The sequence below is a fragment of the Halomarinibacterium sedimenti genome (assembly GCF_019312585.1).
GTDB classification, from domain to species: Bacteria; Bacteroidota; Bacteroidia; order Flavobacteriales; family Flavobacteriaceae; genus Halomarinibacterium; species Halomarinibacterium sedimenti.
In genome coordinates, this window is record NZ_JAHWDP010000009.1 from 17,015 (window position 1) to 29,413 (window position 12,399).

Here is a 12,399-nt window from a genome sequence, read left to right on the forward strand (position 1 = left end):
TTACAATCTTATTCTTTAATAAGTTGTTTTGTAAGTGTTCCGCTTTCACTTTGGATAACAACAACGTATGAAGCTGAAGCTAATAATGCAATATCCAATGCTTTCTCTGTTCCCATACCTCTCAAGTCGAAAGTTTTCACTAAACGCCCCGTGACATCATAGATCGCAGCATTTTCCAACGGAATTGCCTGTGGGTTGCTAATGTTTACTATTGCCTGAGCAGGATTCGGATACATAATAATAGTTGAAATGTCTAACTTAGGATCGTTTGTTCCTAACGTACTATCAACTGTCAATTCGAAAGTACAAGTTCCAATATTTCCTGATTCATCTTCGGCAGTAATTGTAACCGTATACGTTCCTTCCGAAAGTAATGTTCCTGGTGCAGGATCTTGAGTAGTGATTACTAAAGGATCAGTACAGTTGTCAATAGCTGTAGCTTCTCCAGTTAATAAGTAATCTGGAACTTCATATAGATCACTTGCTCCACCAGGATCTACGGTTTGATCTTCTGGACATGTTACTACTGGCGCTAATAAATCTTCAACCGTAACTTCTGCGGTACAAGTCGAAATGTTTCCGTTTACATCTTCAGAGAATACGGTCACTAGTACAGGTGTTCCAATATCATCACAATTAAACTCACTAATATCAATGCTTGTTTCAAATATACCACAGGCGTCAGTATTACTAGCGATAACATCGTCTGCTACAATGGTAGCAAGTCCGTTTTCATCGAGTTCAACAGTGATATCTTGACAAACCACATCGGGTTCAGTAATATCCTCAACTGTTACGATAGCGGTACACGTTGCCGTGTTTCCGTTAACATCGGTTACTGTAAGAACAACTGGATTATCCCCAACGTTAGAACAATCAAAAGTATCTATATCCACAGAATATGCTGCAGTATCAATGCCACAGACATCAGTACTTCCGCCATCTAAATCTGCTGGATTAATTGTTACTGTTCCTGTCGCATCCAATTGAACTGTAATATTTTGACAAACAGCCACCGGAGCCGTTACATCTTCAATCGTTACGACAGCGATACAGTTACTTACGTTTCCGTAGATATCAGTTACTGTTAAAGTAACGTCATTAGGTCCAACATCACTGCAGTCGAAAGTGTTAATATCAATAGACATAGTATCTATAGCACAGTTATCAAAACTTCCACCATCCACATCTGCAACTGTAATCGTAGCATTACCTGTTGCGTCTAACGGGACTGTAATGTCTTGACACATAGCAACAGGAGGTGTTGTGTCTGTTACGGTTACTATAAAACTACAGGTGGAACTATTACCATTCACATCGGTTGCGGTCCACTCCACGGTGCTAACACCCACAGGGAAGACACTTCCGCTAGGTAAACCACTTGTTAATACCACTGATGCGACACCACAAGCATCTAATGCTATTGGATCTGAATAGGTTAATGTTATTCCACAAATATCTGGTTCTGCCACGGCAACTATATCTGCAGGACATGCCATAACAGGTGCTGTAACATCTTGTACAGTAACAACAGCAGTACACTGAGAACTGTTTCCGTTAACGTCTGTAACCGTTAACACCACATTGTTAGGTCCTACATCGCTACAATCGAAGGTGTCTACATCAATGGATAAGGAAGCAATGCCACAAGCATCGGTGCTACCACCATCTACATCTGCGGGGGTAATGGTTGCATTTCCATCGGCATCTAAATCAATTGTAATATCCATGCATACCGCTGTTGGAGCTACATTGTCTTCAACCGTAACCACTGTAGTACAAGTACTTGAGTTTCCATTTACATCTGTTACAGTTAATGTTACAGTGTTTGGTCCAACATCTGCACACGTAAAGGAGCTTGGTGAAACCGCTAATGAAGCAATTCCACAGTTGTCGGTACTTCCATTATCTATGTCGGAAGGAGTAATACTTGCATTTCCAGTAGCATCTAACTGAAGCGTAAAGGGCGCTACGCAGTTGGCAACTGGAGGTTCGTTATCAGAGACGGTAACATCAAAACTACAGGTTGCTGTATTTCCAGAGGGATCTGTTACAAGAAATGTATTAGTCGTTGTTCCAACAGGGAATGTACTACCGCTAGATAAACCAGCAGTTTGCGTAATAACAAGAGGCAAAGTGTAAGAAATTACAATTTGTCCGTCACCGGCACGTACTCCGCCTGTATTGGTTGGACTGGTTCCTGCATTGAAGGAACCACCACCGCCACCAGCTCCCCATCCTGGAGGGTTGCCACCGGCCCAGCTGTTTCCACCACCGCCACCGTTGTAGCCACCGCCACCACCGCCGGCACCGGATACTCCACCACCGCCGCCACCGCCGCCGAATCCGCCAACAGCAGATCCAGTAGGAGGGAACGTACAATTTGGTCCTTCATTACCTCCGGCACCTCCGGCAAGAGGATTTACTCCTCCGCCACTCAATGGGGCATTTGGTGATGCACCATCGGCTCCGTTGCTAAGCCATCCGGCTCCGCCGCCGGCACCTGCATCACAGGTAGCCCCGGCAACTAAAGCTCCGCCGGCTCCACCATTTCCGCCAGCACCACCAGCGCCGTTTCCGCTACCGTTCGTACTATCGGTTGGTACATTGGTCGCCGAACCTGCTCCGGGAACTCCGTTCCCATTACCAGCGCCACCACCGCCACCACCGGCTGCTATTAACAGGGTAGGGCCTGAAGGATTCCAAATAAAGGATCCTCCTCCGCCACCACCAACGCCGGCGTTATTGGTTCTACTGCCTCCTTCGCCACCGACCATTAGGTTGAGGGTTTCTCCGGGAGTCACAGCAAATGTTCCACTAATCGATGCACCAAGTCCACCATTGAAACCACCCTGAGCTCCTTGAGATTCGATAGTGATCGAAGTTACCCCTGCTGGTACTACAAAGGTGTCGGTAGTCCCTGTAAAGGCAAATGTTTCCATTATCATTGTACCTCCACAGTTATCTGCCACAGTAGGGTCTGCAAAAGTTACTACGGCGCCACAAACACCAGGATCATTATTAACTGTAATATCTGCTGGGCAAGTAATAGTTGGATCTTCAATATCATTGACTGTTACATCGAATGTACACGTATCCGTATTTCCTGTAGCGTCAATTGCTGTAACCGTAACAGTAGTAATTCCAACAGGAAATACACTACCGGAGGCTGGTACACTCGAAACTGTTACTCCGGGACAGTTATCTGTTGCTGTTGGAGTAAAAATTACTACAGCTCCACAAACCCCAGGGTCATTGTTTTGAGTTATGTCCGTTGGACAAGTGACGACAGGGTCCTGAGTATCTTCTACCGTAACCGTATCTGAAGCACTTCCTGTACAACCATTTGCATCGGTAAAAGTATAAGTGAGGGTGTGTGTTCCGTTTCCGGCTACACCCGCATCAAATGTATAGGTTGTTCCATTGCCATCGTCGGTTACGCCAGGACCGCTGTAAACACCTCCCGATGGAGTTCCACCTCCCTGTCCGGTGAGGACAGCACCCGGGCAAACCGGACTTGGTGGTGCTGTGAAAGTAACTGTAGGTAACGCGAATACTTCTACATCGTCGCTCGCACTATCTGTACATCCATTGGCATCGGTAAATGTATAAGTTAAGGTATGTGTTCCAACACCTGCTGCTGCAGGATCAAAACTATAGGTCATTCCGTTTCCGTCGTCCGTAACTCCCGCACCGCTGTAAATACCACCGTTTGGAGTTCCTCCTCCAAGACCGGCTTGTACTCCTGCGTCGATACAGAGATCGGCAAGAGCTGTAAATGTTACTGTTGGTAAGGCAAATACCTCTACATCATCTGAAGCACTATTTGTACATCCGTTGGCGTCGGTAAACGTATAAGTTAACGTATGGGTTCCAACACCTGCGGCCGCAGGATTGAAACTATAAGTAATGCCGTTTCCATCATCGGTAACACCAGAACCGCTGTAAACACCACCGGTTGGGGTTCCTCCGCCAAGACCGGCTTGAACTCCTGCATCTATACAGAGATCTGCAGGGGCTGTAAACGCTACGACAGGCAATGCAAATACTTCTACATCATCTGAGGTACTAGCTGTACATCCGTTGGCGTCGGTAAATGTATAAGTTAGGGTATGTACTCCCACTCCTGCGGCCGCAGGATCGAAACTATAAGTCATTCCATTGCCATCATCGGTAACACCAGGACCGCTGTAAACACCACCAGTCGGGGTTCCTCCGCCAAGACCGGCTTGAACTCCTGCATCTATACAGAGATCTGCAGGGGCTGTAAACGCTACGACAGGCAATGCAAATACTTCTACATCATCTGAAGCACTAGCAGTACATCCATTCGCGTCTGTGAATGTATATGTTAATGTATGTACTCCAACGCCTGCGGCAGCAGGATCGAAACTGTAAGTTGTTCCATTGCCGTCATCAGTAACTCCAGGTCCACTGTAAACTCCACCGGCTGGATTTCCACCACCTAGCCCAGCCTGAACACCAGCGTCAAGACATAAATCCGCAAGTGCTGTAAAGGTAACAGATGGTAATGCAAAGACTTCTACATCATCCATTGCATTACCTCCTCCAAAAGTATAAGTCAAGGTGTGTATTCCAACTCCGGCAGCGGCAGGGTCAAAGCTATAGGTTGTTCCATTTCCATCATCGGTAACTCCAGGGCCACTATAAACACCTCCGACGGGTGTTCCACTTCCTAAGCCTGCTTGCACACCAGCGTCTAGACATAAATCGGCAGGAGCGGTAAAAGTTACTACAATACTTAGATCGGCAAATGGTACGGTCGATAAACCGGCTCCGTAAGGAAATGCATGATCGTAGTTGGCAGGATTTTCAAAATCTGCCGCTCCAACCGGAATCGCTCTTCCTGCGGGAGTATATTCTGTTTTATCGGGTGCCACTGCAGGAAATCCGTCAACAACAAGGGCGTTTAAGTAGATGCCGGTTGGGTCTTCTATTGCAGGCAGGTTTCCGCCTGGCGTACTAGAATTACCAGTATACATCACTCCATAAATATCATCTACTCCATTGGCGGGATTTGTGTCACTATCCTCATAGGCATAAAGAGTTTCACCGTTAGTTGCAAAGGCAAAACCGCCAACAATTACGACTATGCTTCCGCATCCATTTCCTGAGGTGTCCGAACAAGTTACTGAAAATGTGTCTGTGGCCGTTTCAGTAACTACAATCACGTCACCCTTAACAATTTGCCCTCCACCTGGAGAAGTCCATTGTAGTACTGATTCTCCTGAGGAAAAAAGTAAAGTTGTATTATCAAATTCATCTTCTGTAAAATACACCACAGTTCCTGCTGGAATATCTTGGGCGGCAACAAAAGCAAACGCATCTGGACTTCCTGAATCGTGGGTCATACCCATAATTGCTACTAAGGGATCAGAGTCTGAAGTGTCATCGTTAGTTATAGTTCCTGTAGCCGAGTTTGGAGTCCCACCATCATATCCAGTTCCTGAATCTATCATGAGTTGGACCGTTTCTGATGGTTCAACCATGGCATCTACAACTGGAGTAATTGTAACCGCAACACTATTATTTCCATTTAAAATTACTGCCGATCCAGAAGTTGATGAAAAGGTAGATGCTCCAGACACAGTATAATCTGTAGTAAATGTAGCGGTTCCTGAAACCGTAAAATTAACTGTGGTGTCTGCTGTTGCATTTGCATCAAGCATAAAAGTATAAACAATTCCTGTCCCACTATCCTCTACAGTGGTAGTAGGGGAGGCTGTTAATGTTAGTGTTGGATTACTAGATCCTGTTGTTATAATGATGTTAGCAAAGGGTACAGTTGAAAGCGTAGCATTGGCCTGCGCATGCAGCCAATTAGCTGTATTTTGGAAATTTGCTTGATCTACGGTAACGCCCCTAAGCGCTGGGTCATATTCAGTCCGTAAAGGTTGAACTGCTGGAAATCCATCCACCACAACGCTGCCAATATATACAGTAGAAGGATCCTCTATTGCAGGAATATTACCACCTGGAGTCGCACTCGTTCCTGTAAATAATACGGAATGCACCTGAGTGACACCATTTGTAGGGTCGGTATCTGTATCGCTGTAAGCGAAGAATCCTTCACCGTTTGAGGCAAAGGTAAATCCGGTCACGATTGTAGTAAACGTTCCACAGGTTCCACTGTCACAAGTAGCTGTAAAAACATCGGGTGAGTTTTCCGTAGCAACTATTACTTCACCTCTTAGAACACCTCCTGCTGGAGCTGTCCATCGAACAACTCCTTCACCACTCGTAATAGAGAAAGCTAAGGTGTTAATATTAAACTCTTCTTCAGTAAAAAATACTTCTGTACTTGCGGGGATATCATCCAAAGCAACAAAGGAAAATCCTTCAACCCCAGGGGCAACCGCATTATTAAGTCCAGTAACAGCAACTAAGGGAGTAATAGCCATGGTATCGTCATTGGTAATAGTTCCAGTACTACCGCTAGGGCTTCCTACAATATATCCTGTTCCTGAAGTGGCTGTAAGAATCACTGTTTCATCTGGTTCCAGGGTTGTATCTCCAGTAGGAGTTATCGTCACCATCGCGGTCGTAGCTCCATTGGGAATATTTACGGTACCGGATGCCGCACCAAACGTGGCTGCCCCCGATTGACCATAATCTGAAGGGAATGTTGATGTACCTCCAACAGAAAAATTAACCGTTGTAACACCAGCAGATGGGACACTTAATGTAAAGGTGTATACCATTGGTGTTCCGCTATTTTCAGCCACCGAAGCAGGTGAAGAGGTAACGGTAATAGTAGGACTCGTACACGATAATGTAAAACTACCAAATGTTGTTGTATTTAGTGCCTGATAGGCCTGACCGTGTAAATAATTACTCACTACTTCAAGGTCGTCTCTACATCTTCCGTCACGTACTCCAGCCCCAGCGTACATAAACTCGGCTCTTCCGGGGCTTACAGCAGGAAAACCATCTATCACTATTGCATTTGGAAAATCTGGAGTAGGATCAAGTGCCGCCGGGATTGGACCACCCGGATTGGGCTGTCCTACTTCTCCGGTGAAGAATACCGAATAGATCTCGGTGACCCCATCGGAAGGATCGTCATTGGTATCGGTATACGAATAATAGGCTTCGCCATCGGTTCTAAGAGAGAATCCCCCGCCAAAATGCGCTGTGGTTCCACAGGCACCACCACCTGTACAGGTGACGTTAAACGTATTGGTTGATACTCCGGTTTCTTCCACATAGACAACCGTACCGGTTGTAATAACTCCGGAGGCTGTAAATCGTACGATCGACTCTCCGCTTGCAAATACATTGGTAGTATTGTTGTATTCGTCTTCAGTAAAATAGACCACCTCACCATTGGCAAGGTCTTGCGTTACTAAAAAGGCAAAACCATCGCTGGTCACGTGGTTAGTTCCAATAACCACTGCTTTTTGACCAAAGCTAACACTTAGGGCCATAAAGGTAATGGCAATAGTAAGTAGAGTGGTAATAGTTTTCATAATGTTTTATTTAAATGAATAGTAAGTCTAATATTTTGATAATTAACAATATAAAAACAAATTTAGGCTTCCATATTGGTAAAATGAATACGTAGTTTTACGTAATTTTAATTTCAGTTTTAGGTGCATATATATGGATTTTGCCATCCTGCTAATGGCGATTCTTCAAATTTTTGGTTTTGGTTTGATGCTACACTTGCATCTAAAGTTTCTGTTACGACATTTTGATAATTATCTTTTCGAAATTTAAATTGTCTCACCTTAAAGGTAGCTGGATAGGACTCATTATAGGAGTTATAATGTACTGTTCCTCTTGGTGTTTCAATTTTTTTATTCGCCATATATTCACCAATATTACTAGGAATTCGATGTTCCTTTTCTATTATTTTTGAAACCAATTGTCCAATTTCAAAACCCATTAGGCTCATAATATTTGGGTTTTCACTGTACAGACTTTTATATTCTATAATGAAGGATTTCATTTCAGGATTTTCATCATCCAAAGACCAAGATGCAATTGAAGTTACTTTTTCAATTTTATAATCCTCTAAAGTCTCTTCATTCATTAAAGGGTTGGAAAGAATAGGTATTCTTCCATTTATTTCTGAACCCGCAATTTTGCGAAACACTTTTTCACCTTCTTTATAGCTAAAAAGGGCATAGATAAAATCTGGATCCGCTTGTTTAATTGCTTCAATCATAGTATCATACGATTCGGTTTTATAGTCCATGGGGCCTACCCAAAATGCTTCAACTTTACCATCATCCTCATTCAGTCCTTGAACAAATGCTTCGGTTATTTGATACCCACAATCGTAATAAGACCCTACAATGGCTACTTTTTTTCCAAAGGCATTAACAGCATATCTACCTGCTGCATAACTAGCTTGCCATATGTTAAGGGTGTGGTGTAAAACATTTGGGCTAACATGTTCTTTTTTTAAAATTCTTCCTCCTAAATCAATATGGAGTAAAGGTTTTTTATAAGCTGTAAATACACCTTCAAGTTCTTTTAATTTAAATATGCTACAGAAAGCTATAGTGAGGTCAACATCTTCCTGTAGCAATAATTTTTCTGCCTTTTGAATTATTGAATCGTCTGCCGCATTACCTGTTCCTTCGATGATAAATGATGGTGTATAAGCTACATCCATTTTTTTTTTAAAAACAAGCTTTAAGCCATTCAATATATCTCCAGCCAAAGTTGGAAACATATCCGACCTAGGTAGTAATAACCCAATTTTGGTGTTCATTTACTTAGTTTCTGGATGGATAAATGCCAACCATGGCGATACTTACATAAATTCCTAAATAAGGGTTTCTAATACTATAAGATTGCCCGCCTCCAGCACTTGCTGGAGAAGCAAGGTTGGCGTTAGAATCTTCAGAGTATCCATCTTGAATAGCACCAAGGTGTTTTCCACTAGGATTAGTTTCTTCGCCTGAGGCTGTATTAACCCCTATATTATGAGTGTGCGATGGCATTTGGGCTACAGTAAGTGTATGGTTTTCTACTCCTGCTTTTTGTCCCCAAGTAATGGTACTTAAACCAGGTCCATTACCCACATGTACAATACTTCTACCTCGTAAGTCTGGCAACCCAAATGTTGTTCGTCCGTCGCCACCAAAAGTGGTTCCTAACAAAGAAAAAAGGGCTGTATTTTGAGCAATTGAGAGTAATTGTCCGTCGCAAAAAGCCCATCCACGAGGTGGAAAATTGAATCCGAAAGCTTGAATTTGTCCTAAAAATGGTTCCATAATAGTTAGTTTTTTAAAGTTTGGTTAGTTAGTGAAATATTAAATTGTATACTCATTTGAGTATTAGTTGATTCGCTAAGTGTAGCTAAGTGCTTACCAAGGTTTTGATTCTCTTCCCAATGTTGAGAATTAAAATAAGCCGTATTACTCAAGATATATAGTTTTGTAAAGTAGCTTTCAGAATTATTTGTCACCTTAAAGAATATATTTCTAGGGACATTTTTTTCTTTATAAGGGAGGTCTGTTATAAAATAATACTCACCGCTTTCATTGGTTTTTATTTTAGCATTATGCCTAAACTTTTTACTATCTGGAGATAAATGCCAAACTTCTACACTTGTATTGGGTAGAATTGTTTCTCCATCGGAACTAAATATTTTTCCAGATACAGCAATGTGTTTGCCAAATGGATTTGTGCGTAAATCATTTTTTTCTTCTGCAAAGGGATTGTACCCTTTATAAGGTGAATTACTTTCCGAAAATGCAAGTAGTGGGGTTGAGGATGCAACTAGAGCAAGACCAGTAGTTGCAACGGCAGATTTTCTTATGAAAATCCTTCGGCTGATGTTTTCTTTCATAATTTTGGTTAGTTAGTTCTTTAAATATAGATTTAATTCACTATGATTCCTAAAGTATTCGACCAATGGTGCTTTTTTCGCCATAAAAATAATAGCTAGTGATTATATAGAAATAAATTTGTTTATTTTAGAGCATCAAGGAAACTCCCCTTTTAAATTATTAGATGAAAAATTATTTGGAAAGACTACAGGACATTGCTCCGGCAATCTTGAGTGAAGACATAAACTATTTTGAATTAAGTAATGCTTTAAAATCCTATAAAGAACTACTTTTGGAAATAAGTAACCTTGAATATGAAACTGAGGAAAACAGAGATAATATAGCACTTCCTCACGGTCTTGCCATTGGACCTACTTGGGCGGCTCGTTGTCTCGATGATATGATGCGGACAAAGAAATTTGTTCGCGGAATTAATTTAGCCATTTCAAAAATAAAAAGTAAAAATAAAGAACCTGTGCAAATTTTGTATTGTGGATCGGGTCCTTTTGCAACTCTCGTTTTACCGCTATTAACTTTATATACTTCTGAAGAAATTCAACTAACTTTGGTTGAGGTAAATCCCATTAGCTTTGCCCATGTTAAAAATGTTTTTAAGAGCTTAGGGGCCGAAGCGTATTTAAAGAATGTAATTCTTGAAGATGCCACTAAAATAAATTTAGAAAATTCTCACGAGATAGATGTTGTCATTATTGAATGCTTACAACATGCCTTGGCAAGAGAACCTCAAGTGGCAATCACCGCCAATGTAATGAAACAATGCCGTGGAGATGTAAGTCTTATTCCTGAAGAGGTTTCACTTCAACTTTCTTTATTAAATCATAAAGAAGAATTTGATAATAATTCAATTATTTTTAATAGTTCAAGCAGAGTGGATAAAAAAGTTTTTTCGTTAAATAAACGCGAAGCTTTACAGTATAATTTTAATGGTGTAGAAAGCTATTTTTTTCCAAAAAAAGAAGTGTGCTTTACGCACTCTGAACTTAAAAATAATACAGCATTAGCTGTAACAACCACAATAAAGATTTTTGATAATGAAGTGCTTACTAATAAAGAAAGCGGACTAACCATTCCATATATCTTTTGTGAAATTGATGATAAGCAAGAAGCTTTATCAGTAAATACTCAATACGAGGTAGGATTAAATCCAAAACTTATCGTTTCAATTAAGAAATAATATAAAGACCGTTCTGAATATAAATACACAACGGCCTTAGATCAATTATATACTGAGTTTAGAATTTATTAGTTACGTGATGGGAAAATTCCTTGTAATGCAATACAAACATTGATTCCAAGAAATGGATTTCTTATACTATAAGATTGTCCACCACCAGCATTTGCTGGTGCAGCAAGGTTTGCATTAGAGTCTTCTGCATATCCATCTGTTATTGCACCTAGGTGTTTTCCACTTGGATTTGATTCTTCTCCAGCAGCAGAATTTACGCCGATATTGTGTGTATGAGAAGGCATTTGGGCTACAGTAAGTGTATGATTTTCTCCTCCACCTCTTTCTCCCCAAGTAATATTGCTTAATCCAGGTCCATTACCCATTCCCACGATAGAGCGACCCCTCAAATCAGGAAGGCCAAAAGTTGTTCGTCCATCTCCCCCAAAAGTGGTTCCTAATAATGAAAATACTGCTGTATATTGGCTGATTGGTAATAATTGTCCATTACATTGCGACCACCCTCGTGGTGCAAAATTAAATCCGAAAGCTTGAATTTGTCCGATAAATGGTTCCATAATAAATTGTTTTAGTATAAAGGTTAGTTAATATTTAGTTTCTAGATGGATATACACCCTCAAGAGCAATACACACATTAATCCCTAAAAATGGATTTCTACTATTGAATGATTGTCCTCCACCTGCATTAGATGGTGCTGCTAGATTTGCATCTGCATCTTCTGCGTACCCGTCCGTAATAGAGCCTAGGTGTTTTCCGCTTGGATTTGCTTCTTCTCCTGTACTTGTGTTCACACCTATATTATGTGTGTGAGAAGGAAGATTATTTAAAGTAAGAGTAATATTTTCTACACCACCTTTTTCTCCTTGAGTTATTGTTGATAACCCAGGCCCGTTTCCCGTTCCTACTATAGATCGACCTCTGAGATCTGGAAGTCCAAAGGTTGTTCTTCCATCTCCCCCATACATAGTTCCTAATAATGAAAATAGTGCATTGTATTGGCTAATTGGCAATAATTGTCCTTCACATTTTGCCCAACCTCGGGGTGCAAAATTGAATCCAAAAGCTTGAATCTGTCCTAAAAATGGTGTCATAATTAAGTTGTCTTTAATGATTAATAATTTGTTAGTTTTATTATGTACTAAAGTATAGGGATTTGAGTAGGGATACAATAAGTATAAATACTTAAATATCAGTTGGATATTAAAAACAAAAAACCCCCTCCATTTCTGGAGGGGGTTTTACTATTAAAGATATAGGTTGACTATCTTCTAATCAATCGTTTTACTGTTTGTGCGCTTTCGCTTTGGATCTGTACCATGTACACTCCTGAAGCTAAGCTAGAAACATTAAAGGTTCGCTCTGTTGCCATACCACGTAAGTCAACC

The 12,399-nt window shown here is 41.3% G+C and carries 8 protein-coding genes; 1 reads left to right on the top strand and 7 read right to left on the bottom strand.

Annotation, left to right across the window (positions count from 1 at the left end; genetic code table 11):
• Positions 1-8: 8 nt before the first annotated feature.
• From KXJ69_RS13450 to KXJ69_RS13465, 4 genes are all read right to left on the bottom strand, one after another.
• Positions 9-7,490 (bottom strand): T9SS type A sorting domain-containing protein, encoded by a 7,482-nt coding sequence (locus KXJ69_RS13450; protein ID WP_219053643.1) that lies wholly within the window; start codon positions 7,488-7,490, stop codon positions 9-11.
• A gap of 119 nt (positions 7,491-7,609) precedes the next feature.
• On the bottom strand, positions 7,610-8,743 hold the full coding sequence (locus KXJ69_RS13455) for an ABC transporter substrate-binding protein (RefSeq protein ID WP_219053644.1): 1,134 nt from the start codon (positions 8,741-8,743) through the stop codon (positions 7,610-7,612).
• Positions 8,744-8,747: 4 nt separating this feature from the next.
• The gene (locus KXJ69_RS13460; RefSeq protein ID WP_219053645.1) at positions 8,748-9,248 is read right to left on the bottom strand and encodes a phage tail protein; all 501 of its coding nucleotides are present in this window, start codon (positions 9,246-9,248) and stop codon (positions 8,748-8,750) included.
• A gap of 5 nt (positions 9,249-9,253) precedes the next feature.
• A complete protein-coding gene (locus tag KXJ69_RS13465) occupies positions 9,254-9,826 on the bottom strand; it encodes a peptidase associated/transthyretin-like domain-containing protein (protein ID WP_219053646.1) in 573 nt (190 codons plus the stop codon).
• A gap of 164 nt (positions 9,827-9,990) precedes the next feature.
• On the opposite strand from KXJ69_RS13465, the gene KXJ69_RS13470 reads away from it, so the two are divergent.
• Positions 9,991-11,001 (top strand): SAM-dependent methyltransferase, encoded by a 1,011-nt coding sequence (locus KXJ69_RS13470; protein WP_219053647.1) that lies wholly within the window; start codon positions 9,991-9,993, stop codon positions 10,999-11,001.
• A gap of 68 nt (positions 11,002-11,069) precedes the next feature.
• On the opposite strand, the gene KXJ69_RS13475 is transcribed toward KXJ69_RS13470, so the two are convergent.
• The 3 genes from KXJ69_RS13475 to KXJ69_RS13810 form a co-directional block, all read right to left on the bottom strand.
• On the bottom strand, positions 11,070-11,570 hold the full coding sequence (locus KXJ69_RS13475; RefSeq protein ID WP_219053648.1) for a phage tail protein: 501 nt from the start codon (positions 11,568-11,570) through the stop codon (positions 11,070-11,072).
• Between the two features lie 34 nt (positions 11,571-11,604).
• Positions 11,605-12,105: a phage tail protein gene (locus KXJ69_RS13480; RefSeq protein WP_219053649.1), complete on the bottom strand. Its 501-nt coding sequence runs from the start codon at positions 12,103-12,105 to the stop codon at positions 11,605-11,607.
• A gap of 170 nt (positions 12,106-12,275) precedes the next feature.
• The gene (locus tag KXJ69_RS13810) at positions 12,276-12,383 is read right to left on the bottom strand and encodes a T9SS type A sorting domain-containing protein (RefSeq protein WP_219053651.1); all 108 of its coding nucleotides are present in this window, start codon (positions 12,381-12,383) and stop codon (positions 12,276-12,278) included.
• Positions 12,384-12,399: the final 16 nt, after the last annotated feature.